The 20,692-nt window shown below is 67.1% G+C and carries 18 protein-coding genes; 12 read left to right on the top strand and 6 right to left on the bottom strand.

Annotation, left to right across the window (positions count from 1 at the left end):
• Positions 1-8 precede the first annotated feature (8 nt).
• Both GSQ92_RS10845 and GSQ92_RS10840 read right to left on the bottom strand, forming a co-directional pair.
• Positions 9-593 carry a CoA pyrophosphatase gene (locus GSQ92_RS10845; RefSeq protein ID WP_158805242.1) on the bottom strand — a complete coding sequence of 195 codons (585 nt, stop codon included), beginning with the start codon at positions 591-593 and terminating at the stop codon, positions 9-11.
• A complete protein-coding gene (locus GSQ92_RS10840; protein WP_158805243.1) occupies positions 590-1,255 on the bottom strand; it encodes a DUF1285 domain-containing protein in 666 nt (221 codons plus the stop codon). Before GSQ92_RS10840 ends, GSQ92_RS10845 begins: the two co-directional genes overlap by 4 nt.
• 151 nt (positions 1,256-1,406) lie before the next feature.
• Between GSQ92_RS10840 and GSQ92_RS10835 the strand changes: the two genes are divergently transcribed.
• From GSQ92_RS10835 to GSQ92_RS10815, 5 genes are all read left to right on the top strand, one after another.
• A complete protein-coding gene (locus GSQ92_RS10835) occupies positions 1,407-2,429 on the top strand; it encodes a MoxR family ATPase (protein ID WP_158805244.1) in 1,023 nt (340 codons plus the stop codon).
• Positions 2,422-3,297: a DUF58 domain-containing protein gene (locus GSQ92_RS10830; RefSeq protein ID WP_158805245.1), complete on the top strand. Its 876-nt coding sequence runs from the start codon at positions 2,422-2,424 to the stop codon at positions 3,295-3,297. Before GSQ92_RS10835 ends, GSQ92_RS10830 begins: the two co-directional genes overlap by 8 nt.
• Positions 3,294-6,008, top strand: coding sequence for a DUF4159 domain-containing protein (locus GSQ92_RS10825; protein ID WP_158805246.1), 2,715 nt, complete (start codon positions 3,294-3,296; stop codon positions 6,006-6,008). The genes GSQ92_RS10830 and GSQ92_RS10825 overlap by 4 nt, the downstream gene beginning before the upstream one ends.
• Positions 6,005-8,143, top strand: coding sequence for a hypothetical protein (locus tag GSQ92_RS10820; RefSeq protein WP_158805247.1), 2,139 nt, complete (start codon positions 6,005-6,007; stop codon positions 8,141-8,143). Before GSQ92_RS10825 ends, GSQ92_RS10820 begins: the two co-directional genes overlap by 4 nt.
• Before the next feature lie 132 nt (positions 8,144-8,275).
• Complete coding sequence (locus GSQ92_RS10815) at positions 8,276-9,031, top strand: CarD family transcriptional regulator (protein WP_254066598.1); 756 nt, start codon at positions 8,276-8,278, stop codon at positions 9,029-9,031.
• A 159-nt stretch (positions 9,032-9,190) separates the two neighbouring features.
• On the opposite strand, the gene GSQ92_RS10810 is transcribed toward GSQ92_RS10815, so the two are convergent.
• From GSQ92_RS10810 to GSQ92_RS10800, 3 genes are all read right to left on the bottom strand, one after another.
• The gene (locus GSQ92_RS10810) at positions 9,191-9,964 is read right to left on the bottom strand and encodes a Bax inhibitor-1/YccA family protein (RefSeq protein ID WP_158805249.1); all 774 of its coding nucleotides are present in this window, start codon (positions 9,962-9,964) and stop codon (positions 9,191-9,193) included.
• A gap of 149 nt (positions 9,965-10,113) precedes the next feature.
• Complete coding sequence (locus tag GSQ92_RS10805; protein ID WP_158805250.1) at positions 10,114-10,746, bottom strand: phospholipid-binding protein MlaC; 633 nt, start codon at positions 10,744-10,746, stop codon at positions 10,114-10,116.
• A 12-nt stretch (positions 10,747-10,758) separates the two neighbouring features.
• Complete coding sequence (locus GSQ92_RS10800; RefSeq protein WP_158805251.1) at positions 10,759-11,520, bottom strand: VacJ family lipoprotein; 762 nt, start codon at positions 11,518-11,520, stop codon at positions 10,759-10,761.
• Between the two features lie 342 nt (positions 11,521-11,862).
• On the opposite strand from GSQ92_RS10800, the gene metF reads away from it, so the two are divergent.
• The 3 genes from metF to GSQ92_RS10785 are packed head-to-tail and all read left to right on the top strand — an operon-like array spanning position 11,863 to position 15,844.
• Positions 11,863-12,762: a methylenetetrahydrofolate reductase [NAD(P)H] gene (gene metF / locus GSQ92_RS10795; RefSeq protein WP_254065859.1), complete on the top strand. Its 900-nt coding sequence runs from the start codon at positions 11,863-11,865 to the stop codon at positions 12,760-12,762.
• Positions 12,759-14,948, top strand: a complete 2,190-nt coding sequence (locus GSQ92_RS10790; protein ID WP_159013434.1) for an ATP-dependent helicase — start codon at positions 12,759-12,761, stop codon at positions 14,946-14,948. The genes metF and GSQ92_RS10790 overlap by 4 nt, the downstream gene beginning before the upstream one ends.
• Positions 14,945-15,844: a 50S ribosomal protein L11 methyltransferase gene (locus GSQ92_RS10785; protein WP_158805254.1), complete on the top strand. Its 900-nt coding sequence runs from the start codon at positions 14,945-14,947 to the stop codon at positions 15,842-15,844. The genes GSQ92_RS10790 and GSQ92_RS10785 overlap by 4 nt, the downstream gene beginning before the upstream one ends.
• 93 nt (positions 15,845-15,937) lie before the next feature.
• Here the strand turns inward: GSQ92_RS10785 and GSQ92_RS30900 are convergent, their stop codons facing one another.
• A complete protein-coding gene (locus GSQ92_RS30900) occupies positions 15,938-16,174 on the bottom strand; it encodes a DUF1127 domain-containing protein (RefSeq protein ID WP_254065860.1) in 237 nt (78 codons plus the stop codon).
• A 171-nt stretch (positions 16,175-16,345) separates the two neighbouring features.
• On the opposite strand from GSQ92_RS30900, the gene GSQ92_RS10775 reads away from it, so the two are divergent.
• From GSQ92_RS10775 to GSQ92_RS10760, 4 genes are all read left to right on the top strand, one after another.
• On the top strand, positions 16,346-18,121 hold the full coding sequence (locus GSQ92_RS10775; RefSeq protein ID WP_158805255.1) for an aminopeptidase P family protein: 1,776 nt from the start codon (positions 16,346-16,348) through the stop codon (positions 18,119-18,121).
• Entirely contained in the window at positions 18,121-19,260 is a 1,140-nt protein-coding gene (locus tag GSQ92_RS10770; RefSeq protein WP_159013433.1) for a glycosyltransferase family 4 protein, read from the top strand. Before GSQ92_RS10775 ends, GSQ92_RS10770 begins: the two co-directional genes overlap by 1 nt.
• A gap of 56 nt (positions 19,261-19,316) precedes the next feature.
• The gene (locus GSQ92_RS10765) at positions 19,317-20,240 is read left to right on the top strand and encodes a glycosyltransferase family 9 protein (protein ID WP_159013432.1); all 924 of its coding nucleotides are present in this window, start codon (positions 19,317-19,319) and stop codon (positions 20,238-20,240) included.
• Positions 20,241-20,317: 77 nt separating this feature from the next.
• Positions 20,318-20,626, top strand: coding sequence for a DUF1778 domain-containing protein (locus GSQ92_RS10760; RefSeq protein WP_158805258.1), 309 nt, complete (start codon positions 20,318-20,320; stop codon positions 20,624-20,626).
• Positions 20,627-20,692: the final 66 nt, after the last annotated feature.

The raw sequence follows: 20,692 nt of genomic DNA, 5'->3' as shown, positions 1-20,692 counted from the left end.
ACCGCGCCTCACACCCCGCCGCGTAGCCGCCCCGCCAGAGTGACCAGGATCGCGGCGGTGGCGCCCCAGATATGGTGCTCCTCGTGCGGCCAGACCCAGACCTCGTGCCAGTCGCCGCCTCGGCTACGGATGCGGCTGCGGCGCGGTGCCTGAGGGTCGAGCAACACCGCCAGCGGCAGATGGAGGATGGCCGCGACCTCGGCTGGCTGAGCACGCAGCGCGGCCCCCGGCGCGACAAGTCCCACAACCGGGGTCACGCGGAATCCGGTGCCGGTCATATGATCAGGCAGCCGGCCGATCAGCTCGACGCCGGCGGGATCCAGTGCCACCTCTTCCCAGGCCTCACGCAGCGCCGCCGCTTCCGGGGTCGCATCCTCGGGATCGATGCGGCCGCCGGGGAAACTCACCTGGCCAGCATGGTGGCGCAGCGAATCGGCGCGGCGGGTCAACAGGATGCTCGGCTCAGCCTCCATGATGATGGGAATGAGGACAGCGGCCGCTAACGACTGGGATGTCGCCACACCCGCAGCCTCGCTGGTTTGCGGCTCGCTGAGGCGTTGGCGGAGGAACTCGGCGGTGAAAGGTGGCGTCACTCGTCTCCGGCAGGCATCTCGCTCAGAGGAAAGAACACGCCTTCGCTCCAGACACCCAGCATCATGCGGCCGCGCACCGGATGGGGCTCCGCCAGCGCCGCAAGCTCATAATATACGGAGCGATTGATTCGCGCCTCAATGGGGTGGCTGCCGGCGCCAGGACGAATACGCAGGTATGGCTTGGGCTCGCCGATCCCTAGCCCGTGGCTGAGACGCAGCGGATGTTCGAGCCCGGCACTCACAACCTCGTCCACATTGGTGCGGAAGGTGAGAACCTGATCGAGGCCGTTACCGCTCCAATCCATTTCGACCACGACGAAAGGCGCATCCTCGACTTCAATCTTGCCGCGCTCCACGGGCGTCTCCAACCAGAAGCTGCCGTCCGCTTCCCGTCGCAAGACACTCGCGAAGAGGCAAACAAGCTCTTTCCGGCCGATCGGACTATTTTTGTAGAGCCAGCTACCGTCGCGGCGAATAAGGAAGGGCAGATCACCGCATTCGGCAGGACCCCGGCGCGCACCGCGTTCTGGTGCAAGACCCGAATCGGTCGGCTGGGCGGCGATGGCTCCCGAGGGGCGCGGCGTCGAACCGCCTCCGATTCGACGAGCGGCGGTGGCGCAGGGCAAAGGGGGCGCCGCGTCGATCTCTATTCTTCGCACCATCCGCGCCTCCCTCACTCGTCTGAACCGGGTCGCAGACATCGACCTCGCGTGAGATATAGGTAGCCTCTGGGGCCAACCGAGGCCGTCATCGCAAGAAACCGCCGATCCCCATGGATCGGGCCCTATCGCATCGCATTGCAACAGGATCTCCATGGCCCTCACGACCGCCACTTTGCCGCCCGCCAGCGACCCGCAGGCGATTGTCGCCGAAGCGGAAGCGTTGGCGGTGCGGCTCGCGATGCTCCGGGATGAAGTGCGGCGCGTCATCTTCGGGCAAGACGCGGTGATAGAGGAAAGCCTCGCCGGCATTCTGTCCGGCGGCCATGTGCTGCTGGTCGGCGTTCCTGGCCTCGGCAAGACTCGGCTGGTGGAGACGCTCGGCCGGGCGCTGGGCCTCGATACCCGCCGCGTGCAGTTCACGCCCGACCTCATGCCGGCCGATATTCTCGGCAGCGAGGTGCTGGATGAGGCGCCTGGCGCGCCGGGTCATCGCGCTTTCCGCTTCATCCCTGGGCCGGTCTTCTGCCAGCTCCTCATGGCCGACGAGATCAACCGAGCCAGCCCGCGCACCCAATCCGCCTTGCTGCAGGCGATGCAGGAGCATCATGTCGCCGTCGCGGGACACGACCGGCCGCTGCCGCAACCCTTTCATGTCCTCGCGACGCAGAATCCGCTGGAGCAGGAGGGCACCTATCCTTTGCCCGAGGCGCAGCTCGATCGCTTTTTGCTGCAGATCGACCTCGACTATCCATCACGGGATGCCGAGCGCGCCATGCTGCTGGCGACGACCGGCATCTCGGCGGCTGAGGCGTCGCCGGTGCTGACGGCCGCTGAACTCATCGCCGCGCAACAGCTCATCCGGCGCATGCCGGTGGGTGTCTCCGTAGTTGAGGCGATCCTGTCGCTTGTGCGGGAAGGGCGGCCGGAGGGATCCGGTCTCGCCCTCGTGCGCCAGCATGTCGCCTGGGGTCCCGGTCCGCGGGCCGCGCAGGCGTTGATGCTGGCGAGCCGGGCGCGCGCGCTGCTGGATGGCCGCTTGTCGCCGAGCCTCGCCGATGTCACCGCGCTGGCGCCCGCCGTGTTGCGGCACCGCATGGCTTTGTCCTTCGGCGCTCGCGCTGAAGGCGTGACGCTGGCCGAGGTGATCGGCGCGATGGTCGCCGGCATTGGCTGAAGCGGGTTCCGCTCAGAATCGCGGCCCGCAGAAAAGGGCCGAGGCGCTCGGCGGTGCCCTGCCGCCGTTGCTCGTCGCGGCCGAGCGTATCGCGGCGACGGTGGCGCAGGGCGTGCACGGCCGCCGCCGCACCGGACGCGGCGACAGCTTCTGGCAATACCGGCCGCTCGGACCAGGCGACTCCGCCTCTCGCGTCGATTGGCGGCAAAGCGCGCGTAGCGACCGCCTGTTTGTGCGCGAGACGGAGTGGGAGGCGGCGCAAACGGTCCATCTTTGGCTCGCCGATGGTCCGGCCATGCGGTGGCATTCGCCGGGCGTCGAATCTCGCCGCGAGCGAGGTGCCCTGCTGCTGCTGGCGCTCGCATCTCTGTTGCTACGCGGGGGCGAGCGGGTCCGTCTGCTGGGCGCGCCGCCGCATCCCGCCACCGGCCGCCCGGCTCTCGCCGCAATGGCGACCTTGCTCGACCAGCCGGGTAGCGAAACGCCTCCGGCCCCGACCGCGGTGCCGCGCCATGCGACCGTCGTGCTGTTCGGCGATTTCCTGGCCCCCCTTGAGAAGATTCGCACGCAGGTCGCGCGCTTCGCCGCGCTGCCGGCCGCGGGGCATATCCTCCAGCTTCTCGATCCCGCCGAAGCGGAACTGCCTTTCGAGGGCCGTATCCGTTTTCGCGGCGTCTCTGGGGGCGAGGGCATCCTGATCCCGCGCGTCGAGGATGTGCGCGAAGCCTACCGCCGGCGTCTCGCGGCTCAGGTCTCGGGCGTTGGCGCCATCGCGGCCGCCGCCGGCTGGCGGGCCGGGCTGCACCGCACCGATCACGCGGCAAGCGGCGCACTGCTCGCCTTGCACCAGGCGCTCGCGCCAGCATGATCCTCGGCCAGCCCTGGCTGCTGCTCGCACTTCTGCTCCTACCGGTTCTGTGGTGGCTGGTGAGGGCGACGCCGCCCGCGCCGCGTAGCCAGATCTTCCCGGCGCTGCGGCTGCTTGCCGACCTTCAGACCGCCGCTCAGTCGCCCGAGCGGACACCCCCTTGGCTGCTCGCCCTGCGGCTGCTCATCGCCGCCTGTCTCATCCTCGGCCTGGCGAATCCGATCCTCCATCCGGGGCAGGACCTGCCGGGGCGCGGGCCGCTCCTCATCGTGCTCGACAATGGCTGGGGCACGGCGGCCGATTGGCCTGATCGCGTCGCCGCCGCCGATGCCGCCATCACTTCGGCCGCGCGAACCAACCGGGCGGTTGCGCTGCTGGCCACCGCCCCGGGCGCCGATGGCGCGCCGCCCGCTCTCATCGGCCCGCTTCCCGCGACGGCCATCGGCGCCCGGCTGCGCGCCTTGGCGCCACTCCCTTGGCCGAGCGATCATGTCGCGGCTGCGAAGGTGCTCGACCGCGTTTGGCGCGTGGGTGGCGGCGCTGTCCTCTATCTTTCGGACGGGCTGACCGACGGCTCCGCCACTGCATGGGCCGCGGCACTTGGCCGAGCTGGGGCGGTGACGGAGATGCGGCCGCCCGTTCCGGCAATGCTGCTGCTGCCGCCAGTGCTGAGGGATGGGCGGCTGATCTTGCGCCTTGCCGCCGCCCCTGTGGCCACGCCCCGGCATTTCGCGGTTCTCGCCCAGGGCGCGGATGGCCGTACGCTCGACGAGGTCGGAATTACGATTGCCGCTGGCGCCGCCCTGGGCGAGGCGCCGCTGCGTTTGCCTCTTGGCATCGCGAACACCGTGGCGCGGCTGCGGCTGGCTGGCGCCTCCACTGCTGGCGGTACGGTGCTGCTCGATGCGCGGTGGCAGCGGCGTACAGTTGGTCTTGCCGCCGCTACCGCTGCTGACGCCGCCGATGCGCCGCTGGCCGGGCCACTCTATTTCCTCAACCGTGCGCTCGGCACCGATGTCGAGATCCGCCGCGCCGGACTGGAAACCCTGCTCGCCCAGCCGCTTTCGGTGCTCATTCTAAGCGACCGGCCGCTGACACAGGGACCGGAGCTGACCGCCGTGCAGGCTTTCGTGGAGCGTGGCGGACTGCTCATTCGCTTCGCTGGGCCGCATACCGCGGCGACGCCCGATCCGCTCTTGCCGGTCCGTCTGCTGCGGCAGGATCGCAGCCTGGGCGGTGCGCTGTCCTGGACCCGGCCGGCGCATCTGGCCGCCTTTCCGGCGGCTGGCCCCTTCGCGGATCTCGCCGCGCCATCCGATGTGACCGTCAGCCGCCAAGTCTTGGCCGACCCTGCCTCCCTTCAGTCCGGCGCGGTGTGGGCATCGCTGGTGGACGGCACCCCGCTGGTTTCGACGGCCGTGGCGGGGCGTGGCCGTATCGTGCTGTTCCACGTCTCGGCCGACGCCGACTGGTCGAACCTGCCGCTTTCTGGCCTCTTCCCGCAGATGCTCAACCGGCTGGTGCAGCTTTCGGCCAGTGCCGAGGGTGAGGGCGGCAACCAGCGTTTGGGGCCGTCTGAGGTGATGAACGGCTACGGTGAACTCGGGCCGGCCAATCCGGCCGCCGGACCCGCCACCGCCGCCGCGCTGGCGACGGCCCGCCCGTCGCCGCAGATCCCGCCCGGACTCTATGGACCGCAAGGCGGCCGAGTCGCCTTCAACCTCGGGGGTGCTTTGCCTAAGCCGGAGGCGAGTAATCCGGTTCCCGGCGCTGACGAACGGCCGCTCGGTCTGGCCAAGCCGGAGCGCAGCCTCGGTGCGCCGCTGGTAGCGCTTGCTCTCCTTTTGCTCATCGCCGATTTGCTGGCAAGCTTGGCGCTGAGGGGTGCCCTGGCGCGCCGTTCGCGCGGTGCGGCTATCCTTCTGCTCGGTCTCGGTCTCGCCTTCGCCACTGGCCCAGCGGCGCACGCTGATGATTCCGGCAGCGCGCCCGTGCCGGCGGCGGCGCTGAAGACTGAGCTGGCTTATGTCCTCAGCGGCGATCCCGTGCAGGACAAGCTTTCGCATGACGGTCTCGCCAGCCTCTCCGACTTCGTGACCAGCCGTTCGGCCGCGGCGCTCGGGCCGCCTGCCGGTATCGCGCCCGGTAGCGACGACCTCAGTCTCTATCCGTTGCTCTACTGGCCAATCACACCGGGCAGCAGCGCGCCTTCGGCCGCCGGTATCGCTGCGCTCAACCGCTTCATGCAGGACGGTGGCATCATCCTGATCGACACCCGGGGCGGGGACGCGAATGCGACCGGATCCGGCGCGGGCTTGCAGCCCGGCGCGACCGAGGCGCTGCGTCGTGTCACCGCCGGTCTCCAAATCCCGCCGCTGACGCCGCTGACCAGGCGCCACGTCCTCGCCCATAGCTTCTATCTGCTTCGCGACTTCCCCGGCCGATACGCTGGCGCGCCGGTCTGGGTGGCGAGTGGCGAGGATGCCAGCAATGATGGCGTGAGCCCGCTGGTCATCGGCGGCAATGACTGGGTGGCCGCCTGGGACATGGCCGATGACGGCACCTTTCCCTTCGCGACCGCTCCCGGCGGCGAACAACAGCGGCTGATGGCTTATCGTTTTGGCCTCAACCTCGTGATGTATGCGCTCACCGGCACCTATAAGGCCGACCAGGTCCATGTGCCGACGATCCTCGAGCGGCTCGGCGAATGAGCGCCGTCACCGGTCTCGCCTTTGCTCCAACCCTTCCGGTCTGGATCTTGGTAATGCTCGGCGCTGCCGGGCTTCTCGCCCTTGTGCCGGCCTTTCGCGCCGCCACGCCTGGCCGCTTCTGGCGTTTGCTCGCCCTCGCGCTGCTGGTGGCCTGGCTCGCCGGGCCCCGGCTGGTGCGGCAGCAGTGGCGGCCGCGGCCCGATATCGCGCTGCTCATGCTCGATCGCAGCGGCTCGATGTCGATCCGTGACCGGACGGCGCAGGTCGATGCCGCGCGGGACAAGATCCTGGCCGAGGCCGCCGCCGTCCCGGGTCTGGAACTTCGCGTCGCGACGGTGCCCGAGCAGGGCCAACAGGGCACTCGGCTGATGATGGCGACCGAGGCAGCCCTCGCCGATATTCCGCCGGACCAGCAAGCTGGTGTGATCGCGCTGAGCGACGGGCAGATCGCCGACCTGCCGTCACCCGCGGCGAAGCCGCCGTTCACCGCACCCTTCCACCTGCTCCTCCCGGCGCAAGGTGAGGAGACCGATCGCCGCTTGCGGCTTGTCGATGCTCCACGCTACGGCGTCGTCGGCGGCACCGTGACGCTGCGCTACGTTGTCGAGGATCTCGGTCCGGGCGCGAAGGTGGCCGAAGCCGGCGTCACTATCCGGCGGGACGGCAATACGGTCTTCGATGGGCCGGTGCCACTCGGCCATGTTCAAAGCCTCACTTTGCCGGTGACGCGCGAGGGTCCCTCGGTGGTGCTGCTCGATGCCGCCACTAAACCGGGCGAGGCCTCGCCGATCAACAACGAGCAGATCCTCACCATCAACGGTGTGCGCGACCGCCTGCGCGTGCTGCTCGTTTCGGGCCAGCCCGACCCGGGGGAGCGCGCCTGGCGGCGGCTGCTGAAATCGGACCCGGCGGTCGATCTCGTGCATTTCACCATCCTGCGGCCGCCCGACAAGGACGACCTCACCCCGCTCGACCAACTGGCGCTCATCGCCTTTCCGGAGCGTGAGCTGTTCGAGCAGAAGATCCGGAACTTCGACCTCATCATCCTCGACCGCTTCGTCAATCAGGGCATCCTGCCGAGCGCCTATCTCGCGAATATCGCCGACTACGTGCGCGGCGGCGGTGCCCTGCTGCTGGAAGCGGGACCTGAATTCGCCTCGATCAACTCGCTTGCGCGGACCGCGCTGGGCGATGTGCTGCCCGCGCAGCCGACGGCGGTCGATGATCCCGGCGATTTCTCGATGAGCTTTCCGCCGCCGAACGCGGATGCGCCGCCGGCTGGTCAGGGGGTCTTCACAGGAGCCTTCCGGCCGCAGCTCACGGCAATGGGCCTGCGTGATCCGGTGACGGCCGATCTGCCGGGCCTCGATGGCGCGAATGCCAGTTCGCCGGTCGGACATTGGTACCGCCTGATCGAGTCGAAGGATCAGCACGGCCAGGCCCTCATGGAGGGTGCGGGCTGGCCGCTCCTGATCCTCGATCGTGTCGGCCAGGGCCGCGTCGGGCTGTTGTTGTCGGATCAGATCTGGCTTTGGGCGCGCGGCCATGATGGCGGCGGACCACAGGCGGAATTGCTGCGCCGGGTCGCCCATTGGCTGATGAAGGAACCGGCGCTGGAGGAAGACCGGCTTTCCGCGGGCCTAGATGGCGGCCAGTTGCGTGTCGAGCGCCGCAGCCTGGATGCTGGCCCGCCCCCTATGGTGACGGTCACAGACCCCACGGGCGGCACGCAGCGCCGTACGCTCGACGCGGCGGCTCCCGGTTTGGCGCGGCTCGCCTTGCCGGCGCCCGCGCCGGGGTTGTGGCGTGTTACGGATGGGGTTCGGATCGCCTACGCCGCTTCCGATACGGCCGATCCGCCGGAATGGTCCGACCTGCGGGCGACCGCGACACGCGCGGCACCGCTCATCGCCGCCACCAATGGTAGCGCGCGCTGGCTCGCGGCCGAGGGCACGCCTGGGCTACGGCTGGTCGCGGCGGATGACACGGCGGGCGGACCGGGCTGGATCGGTCTCCGCGGCAACGGCGCGCATGTGACCACCGGGGTGGACCTTACCCCACTGCTGCCGGGATGGGCGGCGCTCGGATTATTGTTGGGTTGTTTACTGATCGCGTGGAAACGCGAGGGCAGGTAGGCACGACTCAGAGGTTAACGCCCATGACGGGGCGCCGATTTTGTGTTATAGCTATGCGTCAGAGGGGAGGCGTAACCAGCCGTGCGGCGTTTCAGCATGTGCTTCGAGTTTCGCCTCGCTTTCTTATCGTTTTTGGAGATCGACGCCGGTTTGCGTCTCCGTACAAGCGGGGCGCGTGAACCGGGGCGAATCTTTTTGTGCGGAAGGCTGTTAATGAAATCCTCCTCTGCGATTCAGCTCGACGAAACCGAGATCCCGCCCGCCGTTGAGGCGCCGGCGCCCGCCCCTCCCGATGCGAACCCGCCCCAGGAAGCGGAGGCCGCGGCCGAAGGCATAGAGGCGGTCGCGCCTGACGAGGAAGAAGAGGTCGAACGGCCGGTCCGGGTCGTTCCCGCCAAGGCAGAGAAATTCGCGGAAGGTGATTACGTCGTCTACCCGACCCATGGCGTGGGCAAGGTGGAGCGGATCGCCGCGGAGGAGATCGCCGGCCATAAGCTCGATCTCATCCACATCACCTTCGAAGAGAACCGGATGACGTTGCGCGTGCCGGTCGCCAAGGCGCGCAGTGCCGGGCTGCGCAAACTCGCGACCCGCAAGCTGTTTGATGACGCCCTGGCAGTCCTCAAGGGCCGCGCGCGCATCAAGCGGACCATGTGGTCGCGCCGGGCTCAGGAATACGAGGCGAAGATCAATTCCGGCGACCCGATTGCCATTGCCGAGGTGGTGCGCGACCTGCATCGCAACGCGGGGCAGCCGGATCAGAGCTTCAGCGAGCGGCAGATCTACGAGGCGGCGATGGACCGGCTCTCCTCAGAACTCGCGGCGCTCGACCGGACCGACAAGCAAACGGCTTCCGTCAAGCTGAACGATTTCCTCAAGACTGTCTGACGCTCAGGCGGCTGACTAAAGGGGCGGTGGAGTGATCCACCGCCCCTTTTTCTTGTCCGCGCCTGGCCATCATCCGTGGCTCGGCCGAGGGTCGGCATCGACACGAAAAGGGGGCAGTGGATGAACTCCACCGCCCCCTGCTTCTGTGCGCCTGTCCGGTTAGTTGCTGTTACGGTTGCCCATGATCTGCAGCAGCATCAGGAAGAGGTTGATGAAGTTCAGATAGAGCGACAGCGCGTCATAGACGCTGCGCTTTGCGGCCACATCCTGGCTGTAGCCGTAACCCTGCTGAACGTAGTCCGCCTTGATCCGCTGGGTGTCGTAGGCGGTCAGGCCCGTGAAGACCAACACGCCGATTATGCTCACCGCGAACTGCAACGCGCTGGAATGCACGAAGATATTCACGACCGAGGCAATGATGACGCCGAACAATCCCATGATCAGGAAGCTGCCGAAGCGGCTGAGATCGGTCTTGGTCGTGTAGCCCCAGAGACTCGTCGCCGCAAAGGTCGCAGCACAGACGAAGAACACCGTCACGATCGAGGTCTGGGTATAGACCAGGAAGATGTTGGTCAGGCTGGCGCCCATCGTCGCCGCGAAGACCCAGAACAGCGTCTGAGCCGCCGTGGTCGACAGCTTGTTCACGCCGAAGCTCAATACCATAACGAAAGCGAGCGGCGCGAGCATGGCGATATAGGCGAGGCCGCTCGGGCGATGCACCATGAAGCCCTGGGGGCTCTGCACCAGCGGATAAAAGTAGTTCATCGCATCGGTATGCGAGATGCCATAGGCGACGATGCCGGTCAGCAGGAGGCCCGACGCCATCCAGTTGAAGACGCGCAGCATATACGCGCGCAGCCCAGCATCGAGAACCGCGGCCGACGCGGCAGAGCTGCCGCCACGGTAGGTTCGGAAGTCGGGACTGAAAGCCATGTTTCGGTAGATCCTCTACACCGCACAATGCGGCTGGGCTCATTTTGGCGTGATCCGGGGCCGGATCAAGCTAAATCCACCCTACAAATCAGCAATGAATCCGGAAACCCGCAGAAAGGCCCTTAGAATTGGGCCTTCGGCGCGGGGTCTCAGCCTGCGGTCTGCGACTGGAAACGGGCCAATTGCTTATGCATCGCGTCAATCAGGGCATCGATGTCGCCACTATGCTGTGAGATGACCCCTGCATAGTCGTTGCGCTGGGTCAGCCTGAGGCTCGTCCCCTCGGCAAGGATGTCGATGATCATCGGCCGGCCATTAATCGGCGCCACCACCCATTGGACATGCGCCTCGGGCTTGCCTGGAATGTTGACGAGCGTGTCGACCACGACGCCTAGGTCTCGCTGGTCGGCTGAGGCGACGCGGAACTGGGCACCCTGGAAGCTGCTCGCCTGGGCGGTCACCGCATATACCAGCAGCTGGCGGAAGGTGTTCATATAGTCTTGCTGCTGCTTCGGCGTGGCGATCCGCCAGTAACGGCCGAGAACGAAGCGGCCGACCGCATCGACGTCGACATTCGTATAGATGAGTTGCTGGAGCTGGGACTGTTTGTCCGACGCGCTTCCGTTGCTCTCCGCCACCTTGAGCAGGGCGGAGCCGGTGGACAGGATCATCGCTTTCGCATCGGAGGTCGGGTCCGCCCGCGCCACCAGGGGGGCGGTGAGAACCAGGACTCCGGCGGTGAAAAGCGCGAGGAGGTGACGGCGTGGGGCCATGATCGTCATTCAGCCTTTTTTCTACTGCTGCTGCGCGTCGGGGGGCTGCGTGAACCAGTCGGGGACGGTCGCGCGATGATCGTCTCGCGCGTCCTGGATCACGGATTCGCGGTGCTGCCTGTAAAGACTACGGAAGGTGGCATAGGGGTCGAGGGCCATCCGCTTGACCTCGTCGATGGGCTTCAGAAGCGAAGCGCGTGTGTTAAGCAGGTTGACGCTGTAGCGCGTCCAGCCGAGCGCCGTCACTATCGCTCCTTGGCCGACCCAGAAGAAGGGATCGGAAATTACGCCCACGCCGAAGCCTGCGGCATCACGTGGGCCGGACGGGCCAAGGACCGGCAGATAGAGGTAAGGGCCCTCGCCAATCCCCCAGATCGCGAAGGTTATGCCAAAATCCGCCTCATGCGGTTTGTAGCCGAGTGATCCGGCCGGGTCGAAGATGCCGCCGAGGCCGATCGTGCTGTTGAGGACGAAGCGCACCAAGCTGTCGCCGGCCCGCCGCGATTTCGCTTCCAGGATGTCGTTCAGGAAGACGACGGGCAGGTTGAGGTTGCTCAGCACGTTGCCGATATGGGTGCGAACCGTCGAGGGCACGACCGCGGCATAGCCCTTGGCGACCGGTTTGACGGCATAGGTGTCGATCGTGTCGTTGATCGCGTAGAGCTTGCGGTTCATCGGCTCGAGCGGATCGTTCGTCGCCTTGTAGGCGGCGAGCGCGTCCGGGTCCGAGGCAGGCGGCGGCGTGGCGCAGGCCGCAAGGGCGAGGGCTAGACCCGCAGCCATCGCGGCATCTGCTATCGATCGACGAGACTTCACGCGGCCGCCCCCTGTTCCCCGCCCGGCCAGGCGGGCGCTGCTTAATAATCACGCCAAGCGTCGCAAGTGGCGAGGCCGGAATACATTAGTTTAAGTTTTTCGGCGCACGGTGCAACACAGCTATCGGTGGAGTCCCCTACGCGCCTCTGTTCAGCAGCCCGCACGCGCTCGCAGCCCTTGCACCTCACAACGGTTGCTGCCACGGAAGGGCGCCAGGTTAGGTGGTCGTTTCTGATGAGTCTTTCCTCTCCGCCCGGTCTTCCATCGCTTGCGCGCTGGGCTAGCGGGCCACGTTTTGGCGCTATTCCGATGCCGGACCGTTCGGCGCCAGCGCCCCTCCTGTCCTTCGAGTTCTTCCCGCCCAAAACGGAGGCGCTGGAGGAGCAGCTATGGACCTGCATCCGGCGACTGGAGACGCTGCGCCCGACCTTTGTCTCGGTAACCTATGGCGCCGGCGGCAGCACGCAGGAGCGCACCCATAAGACCGTCATCGACCTGGTGCAGAAGACCTCGCTAACCCCCGCCGCGCATCTGACCTGCGTCGGCGCGAGCCGCGCCGAGATCGATGCCGTCGCCGCCCGCTATTGGGAGGGCGGGGTCCGCCATATCGTGGCATTGCGCGGCGATTTGCCCGCCGAGGCGAGCCGGGAACCGCGCGCCGACGGCTATGCGACCGCCGTGGACCTGGTCGCGGGACTGCGCCGCATCGCGGATTTCGAAATCAGTGTCTCGGCCTATCCCGAGGTGCATCCCTATGCGGCGAGCCCCGAGGCCGACCTCGACAATCTCAAGCGCAAGCTGGATGCCGGGGCGACCCGCGCCATTACCCAGTATTTCTTCGATAGCGAAATCTACCTCCGCTTCCTCGATCGCTGCCTCGCGGCGGGGATTACCGCGCCGATCGTGCCCGGCATCATGCCAGTGACGAACTTCGCCCAGGCGGCCAAGTTCAGCGCGAGTTGCGGCACCTCGGTCCCCGATTGGATGGCGGCGATGTTCGCCGGGCTGGACAGCGACCCCGAGACGCGGCGCATGGTCTCGGTGGTGCAGGCCGCCGAGCAGGTGCGGCTGCTGCAGGCCAATGGCGTGGACGAGTTCCACTTCTACACGCTGAACCGGCCAGACCTGACCTACGCCATCGCCCATGTTCTGGGCGTGCGCCCCGACCAGGAGCAGAAGGCGCCAAAAACGGATACGCCGGCCGCGTGACCGCCTATCTCGACCGGCTCAACGCCGAGCAACGCGCGGCTGTCGAAACGCTGGACGGACCGCTGCTGGTATTGGCGGGGGCGGGCACCGGCAAGACCCGCGTGCTGACCACGCGCTTCGCTCATATCCTGATGTCCAACCGCGCGTTTCCCAATCAGGTGCTCGCGGTGACCTTCACCAACAAGGCGGCGCGTGAGATGCGGGAACGCGTCTCGGCCATCCTGGGCCGGCCCGCGGAGGGGCTTTGGCTCGGCACCTTCCACGCGCTTTGCGCGCGGATGCTGCGGCGTCATGCCGGGGTGGTCGGGCTCGAATCCAACTTCTCCATCCTCGACACGGACGACCAGCTCCGCCTGCTCAAGCAGGTCATGGAGGCGAACCACGTCGACTCGAAGCGCTGGGCGCCGCCCGCGGTGATGGGCATCGTGCAGCGCTGGAAGGATCGCGGCCTGACGCCCGATCGCATCACGGCCGCCGAGGATACCGATTTCGCCAGCGGCCACGCCCGCGCACTCTATGCCGCCTACCAGGATCGCCTGCGCCAGCTGAACGCCGCCGATTTCGGCGACCTGCTGCTGCACATGACGGAGATCCTGCGCACCCAGCCGGAGATCCTGGCGCAATATCACCGCATGTTCCGCTACATCCTGGTTGACGAGTATCAGGACACCAACGTCGTCCAATATCTGTGGCTGCGGCTGCTGGCCCAGTCGCACCAGAATATCTGCTGCGTCGGCGATGACGACCAGTCGATCTATTCCTGGCGCGGTGCCGAGGTCGAAAACATCCTGCGGTTCGAGAAGGACTTTCCCGGCGCCCGCGTGGTCCGGCTGGAGGCGAATTACCGCTCGACCGATCCCATCCTCGGGGCCGCCGCCGGTCTTATCGCACATAACGAGGGCCGCCTCGGCAAAACCCTCCGCTCCGGCCGCAACGACGCCTCCGGCGACAAGGTCGAGGTCGTCGGCCTGTGGGATTCGGAGGAAGAGGCCCGGATGGTCGGCAGCCGGATGGAGCAACTGCGGCGGGACGGCCATTCGCTGGCCGAGATGGCCGTGCTGGTGCGCGCCGGTTTCCAGACCCGGGCTTTCGAGGAGCGGCTGATCACGCTCGGCATTCCCTACCGCGTTGTCGGCGGCCAGCGCTTCTACGAGCGCGCGGAAATCCGCGACGCCGTCGCCTATCTCCGCCTGCTGGTTCAGCCGGCCGACGACCTCGCCTTCGAGCGCATCATCAACGTGCCGCGTCGCGGGGTCGGGGATGTCGCGCTCCGCACGCTGCACACCTATGCCCGCGCCAATTCCGTGCCGCTCATGCTGGCGGCCGAGCGGCTGATCGCGGCGGGCGAGCTGCGCGGCAGGGTGCGGGAAAGCCTCACGGAACTGCTGTCCGGCTTCGCCTCCTGGCGCCAGCTTCTGGCTCGCGATGGCCATGTGGTGACGGCGGCCACGGTGCTGGACGAAAGCGGCTACACGGCGATGTGGAAGGCCGACAAGTCGCCCGATGCGCCCGGTCGCCTCGACAACCTCAAGGAACTCGTCCGCGCGCTGAACGACTTCGAGACGCTGCCCGGTTTCCTCGACCATGTCTCGCTGGTCATGGAGAACGAGGAGAATACCGATGCCGACCGCGCCAGCCTGATGACGCTGCATGGCGCCAAGGGGCTGGAATTTGACACCGTCTTCTTGCCGGGTTGGGAGGAAGGCCTGTTCCCCAGCCAGCGCTCCATGGAGGAGAACGGCAATAAGGGGTTGGAGGAGGAGCGGCGGCTCGCCTATGTCGGCCTGACGCGGGCGCGGCAGAGAGCGATCGTCAGCCACGCCGCCAATCGCCGCATCTACGCCAATTGGCAGAGCAGCATTCCCAGCCGTTTCATCGAGGAACTGCCGGCCGAACACGTGAACCAGACCGGCGCCGCCCGGCTGGAACGCGAGCAGCGGCTATCGCAGCCCGCGATCTTCACCGGCGCCTTTCCACTAACCGCGACCCGGGTTCGTCAGTCCCCCGGCGCCTGGGAAGCGACGGCGAGGCCACCGCGCGCGGTGGCCATTCCGGTCGGCTCGCGGGTCTTTCACCAAAAATTCGGCTACGGCACCGTAACTGCTGTCGATGACGACCGCCTCGACATCGCCTTCGAGCAGACCGGGCCGAAGCGCATTCTGGACCGTTTTGTGGAGAAGGCATGACCCGCCGCCGCGCGACACCCTTGGAGACCATCGCGCTGACGCTGCCCGAAGAGGCCCTTCCCGCCTACGAATCGGCGTTGCTGAGCATCTGCTCGACGGTCGGCTTCTTCCGCGATGGCGATGAGGGGCCGTGGCGGCTGGAAGCGGTCAAGCCGGTCGGCGAAGGCGACAATGAACTCGTCGGAGCGCTGGCACTCGCCGCCATGATGACTGGCGTCGAGGCGGTTTTGGAACGCAGCCCGACCGAGGCCGAAGGCTGGCTCGTCCGCAACCTCGAAACCTTCCCTGAGCAGGAGATCGGCCGCCGCTTCGCCATTCGCGGCACCCATGAAACGGCGCCGCTTCTGCCTGGCCGCATCACACTGACTGTCGATGCTGGAGTCGCTTTTGGCAGCGGCGAACATGGCTCGACCCGCGGCTGCCTGCGCGCGTTCGAATCGATTGCTCATTTACACCCGAGGCGGATTCTCGACCTGGGTACAGGCTCGGGCATCCTCGCCATGGCGGCGGCAAAACTGCTGCGCCGCCCGGTGCTCGCGACCGATATCGATCCGTGGTCCGTGCGCGTCACGCGGCAAAACGCGGCGGCCAATCGCGTCGGCGGCTTCGTCCAGGCGCGGCTTGCGGATGGCTGGCGCAGTGCGGTCACCCGGTCCCGCGCGCCCTATGATCTGGTCTTCGCCAATATCCTGGCGCGTCCGCTGTGTGCGATGGCGTGGCCTCTCGCCGATAACCTGCTGCCCGGTGGTCACGCTATCCTGGCGGGGCTACTCGCTAGTCAGGAGAGGATGGTGGTCGGGGCCCATCGCCGTCAGGGCATGGTGCTGAAGCGGCGATTCCAGGAGGGCCAGTGGACCGCCCTGCTGCTCCACAACCCCAGCTTGGGCCGACCATGATCGGTCTGCTCCGTGCCTCTGATGCGACACAAACAAAAAGGGCCAACCTCCGTGGAGGCTGGCCCTTTGTGATCTGGCCGAAACTCCGCTGGATCAGCGGCCGGTGATCGCCGCGCCGATGAAGACCGAGCGGATGTCGCCACGGGCCAGACCGATATCGGCCAGCTCGCGATCACTGAGCCGGTCGAGCTCGTTGATGACTTGGCGGCGCTGACTGCGCTCACGCATCCAATGGGCTGCGAGGGTGGCCGGCTTCGCAAGGCGGCTGAAAGCGGAGCCAATGCCGTGCGGAGCGCGAACGATGCTGTTGGTGTTGATGGAGGCTTGCATTTTGATGGTCCCTAGATAACGGCCGGAGTTTGTTCGACCGCCGTTGCTCAGGGTTATACTCGTGCTGCATGTGCGAAAGGAGCGGCGAGAGTCGATCTCAGGGATGCTCTCCACGCATGATCACGCCTAGGTCATGTTTCTGACACATGACACTTTTGGAGTACTAGACGCATGACTTCGATCGGCCACCGCCTCCTGGCGCTTCGCGAGGTGCTCCGAGGGCTCGGCGTCGATGGTTTCCTCGTGCCGCGGTCCGATGAGCATCTCGGCGAGTATGTCCCTGCCAATGCGGAGCGCCTGGCCTGGCTCACGGGCTTCACCGGTAGTGCGGGCCTCGCGATCGTCCTGCCCGATCGTGCCGCCGTGTTCACCGATGGCCGCTACACGACGCAGCTTCCGCAGGAGACGGATGGCGCCTTATGGGAGCCACGGCACATCACGGATGCGCCTCCCTCCGCCTGGCTGAACGAGCAGAAAATCCCGCTGCGTGTCGGTTACGACCCTATGCTCATCAGCGAGGATGCCATCGACCGGTTGGCGAAGGATGCTCCTCGCATCGCATTGGTGCCGCTCGCCGCCAATCCGGTTGACGCTGTCTGGCACGATCGCCCGCTGGCGCCATGCGGCGCGGTCACGCAGCATCCGCTGGAATTCGCCGGGCGATCCGCTGCGGAGAAGCGCGCCGATATCGCTGGCATGCTTCGGGGCTCGGCGGAGGATGCCGTGGTGATCACCGACCCCGCCTCGCTGTGCTGGCTGCTGAATATTCGCGGCGCGGACGTGCCTTTCGCGCCACTGGCACTCGGCTTCCTGATCCTGGCGCAAGACGGCACCGCCGAGCTTTTCATGGCGCCGGAGAAGATCGGGCCAGCGGTCCTCGCCCATCTTGGTGCCGAGGTTGTTCTGCGGCCGCCTTCCGCGTTGCCCGAAGCGCTGGACGCCTTGTCGGGCAAGCGTGTGCGCGTCGATCGGGGCAATTCCCCGATCTGGTTCGCCCAGCGGCTGCGTGCGGCGGGAGCGGAGGTGGTGGCGGGCGCCGATCCCTGCGCAATGCCGAAGGCGCGGAAGAATGCGGCCGAACAGGCCGGCGCGCGCGCCGCGCAAACTCGCGACGCCATTGCCCTATGTCGCTTCCTGCACTGGCTCGCGGTCAACGCCGCGAAGGGAACGGAGACCGAGCTATCTGCCGCCGCGGCGCTGCGGGGCTTTCGCGCCGAACTGCCGGAGTTCCGCGATGAGAGTTTCCCGGCGATCTCCGGCGCCGGCGAACATGGCGCGGTCATCCACTATCGGGTCTCGGCTGCCAGCGATCGCCGCCTCGCGCCCGACGAGGTCTATCTCACCGACAGTGGCGCGCAGTATCCGGACGGTACGACGGATGTAACGCGCACGATCTGGACCGGACCGGGCACGCCACCCGAGCCGCTGCGGGAGCGGTTCACGCTTGTGCTGCAAGGACATATCGCGCTGGCGACGCTTGTATTTCCCGTGGGTATCGCCGGGGCCCATATCGACGCGATGGCACGTCGGGCGTTGTGGGCCGAGGGGTTGGACTATGATCACGGCACGGGGCACGGCATTGGCAGCTACCTCTCGGTGCATGAGGGGCCGGTCAGCATTTCCCGTTCCTCGCGCGACCTCGCGATCGCCGAGGGCATGATTCTCTCGGATGAGCCCGGCTACTATCTTCCGGGCGCCTACGGCATTCGGCTTGAAAACCTACTGCTAGTGCAACAGGCGGACCTGCCGGCGGCTCTGAAGCCGTTTCTCCGCTTCGAGACGCTGACCCTGGCGCCCTTCGACAGGACGCTCATCGACATCGGGTTGTTGACTCCGGCGGAACGCGACTGGTTGGATCTTTATCATGCCCGGGTGCTGGCGGAGGTCGGCCCGCTTTTGCCGCCAGCAGTCGCCGGATGGCTGGCTGAAGTCTGCAAGCACCTCTGATGCCGACAGTCTTGCAGGTGCTTCCGGCGCTCGACTCGGGTGGCGTGGAGCGCGGCACGGTCGAAATTGTCGCGGCCCTCGCGGCTGATGGGTGGACGCCTCTGGTGGCGAGTGCCGGCGGCCGGCTGGTGTCGTCCGTCGAAGCGGCGGGCGGGCGGCACATTGCCCTGCCGCTCAATACCAAGTCGCCCGTGCAGATCCTGCGCAATATCGAGCGGCTGACGCGGCTGATCCGGGCCGAGAAGGTGTCTCTGGTCCATGCGCGGTCGCGCGCGCCCGCGTGGTCCGCGTTTTTCGCCAGCCGCCAGACGGGCGTGCCTTTCGTCACCACCTATCACGGTGCCTATGGCGAGGGGGGCGCGGGCAAGCGCCTCTACAACAGCGTCATGGCGCGTGGCGAGAAGGTGATCGTGGCGAGCGCCTTCATGGCGAAGCTTGTCCACCGCCGCCATGGGACCGGCGATGACAGGTTGCGCCTCATTCCGCGCGGCATCGAGCCGGCGGTTTTCGAGCCGAGCGCTGTCGGACCCGTCCGCGTCGCGCGTGTCGCCGCCGGGTGGGGCATCCCGGAGGGGGTCGATGTCGTCTTGTTGCCGGCGCGGCTCTCGCGATGGAAGGGACAGGACGTGCTCATCGCCGCGATGGGCCGGTTGCGGCGGCCGGACCTGCGCTTTGTGCTGCTCGGGGGAGAGGCGGGCCGGGAGGGCTATGCCGAGACTCTGCGCGCTCTGGCTGCCAAAGTCGGTGTCGGGGCGCAGCTGGTTTTCGCGGGACATTGCGACGACATGCCGGCGGCGCTGCTGCGTGCGACCATCGTCGTCAGCCCCTCGACCGAGCCCGAGGCCTTCGGCCGCGCGGTGATCGAGGCGCAGGCCATGGCCCGACTGGTGATCGCGACGAACCATGGCGGCGCGGCGGAGACCGTGCGGGACGGCGAAACGGGGCTGCTCGTGCCGCCGGGCGATCCGGCCGCTCTGGCCGAGGCCCTGGCGAGGGCGCTCGATATGCCCGACAGCTCGCGCAGGGCGATTGGCGCGCGCGCCCGGCGTGAAGTCCGCGAGCGCTACACGGTGGCCGAGATGCAACGCGCGACGCTTGAGGTCTACGAACAGATCCTGGGCGGTGAGCATCGCACCTAAAACGCGGGGCAGGCCCGGCGGTGCCAAGCTCGCGCCGAAGCGGCTATGAGGACCGGATGAAACGGATACTGGTCATCCGCCTCAGCGCGCTGGGCGATTTCGTGCTGTCCTTCGGACCCTTCGCGGCGATCCGCGCGCATCATCCGGATGCCCAGATCACGCTGCTGACGACAGCACCTTTCGCGCGCCTCGGCCGGCTGAGCCCCTGGTTCGACAAGGTGGTGATCGACCGGCGCGCCCCATGGTGGGATCTGCGCGCCCTTTGGCGGCTGCGCCAAACGCTGCGTGGCTTCGACTTCGTCTACGACCTGCAAACCTCCGGCCGGTCCTCCCGCTACTTCCGGCTCGCGGGCAGCCCTAAGTGGTGTGGCATTGCGAAGGGCGCCTCGCATCCGCACGCCAATCCTGCGCGCGACCACATGCACACCTGGGAGCGGCAGCGCGATCAGCTCGCCATGGCGGGAGTCGCACGCGTACCGCCGGTCGAGACCGGCTGGTTGCTCGCCGCAGGACAGCCACCGGAGTTGCCTCGACCCTATGCTCTGCTGGTGCCGGGCGCCGCGCCGCATCGGCCCGCGAAGCGCTGGCCGCCGGGGCGATACGGCACCCTCGCCTCGGCCCTGCTGGCGCGCGGGATTACGCCGGTCGTCATCGGCACCGGGCCGGAGGCGCCGCTGGCCGCGATCATTCTCAATGCCTGCCCGCAGGCGGTCGATCTCACCGACCAGACTGACTTGCCGACCGTCGCGGCTCTCGCCGCCGGGGCGCTTTTCGCGGTGGGCAATGATACTGGCCCGATGCATCTCGCCGCCGTCATGGGTTGCCGCTGCCTGGTGCTCTTCTCCCACGACAGCGATCCCACCCGCACCGCACCGCGCGGTCCTGCGGGCGAAGAGGTGGTTGTGCTGCGGGAGGATGTGCTGGCGGATCTGCCATCGGACGAAGTGCTCGACACGTTGGAACGTGCGCGCTTCTTCTGACGCGGCCATGAACGTCTCGCGCGAAGACGCCCTTCTGTGTGTACGTTGTGGTGGCAAAGGGGCGAGACGAGGGTTCGATGCCAAGGCAGACCGCGACTAAACGACAGACCCAATCGGGCGGCCGTGAGAGGCCCACGATCAATGTGCGGATTTCGCAACCCGATCTCGACCTGATCGACCGGGCGGCGAAGGCTCATGGCACGAACCGCTCTGTCTTCTTGATCGAGACGGCAACCGCGAGGGCGGAGAGCGTTCTGCTGGATATGCGTCTCTTCGGTCTCGACGATGAAGCCTATGACCAATTTCTTGCTCGACTGGATCATCCACCCAAAGTTGATGCCCGGCTGAGGCGTCTCCTGACGACACCTGCGCCTTGGGAGGCATAAGCGCTCCGGCACTTTGCGCGCCGACACGTCTGACCCGCGAACATGAAGCCTCGCATTTCGCCAGTG

This window comes from Acidisoma sp. S159, from assembly GCF_009766125.1.
Classification (GTDB): domain Bacteria; phylum Pseudomonadota; class Alphaproteobacteria; order Acetobacterales; family Acetobacteraceae; genus Acidisoma.
Note: the sequence above shows the minus strand (reverse complement) of the source record. Positions and strands in the feature narration are given on the sequence as shown.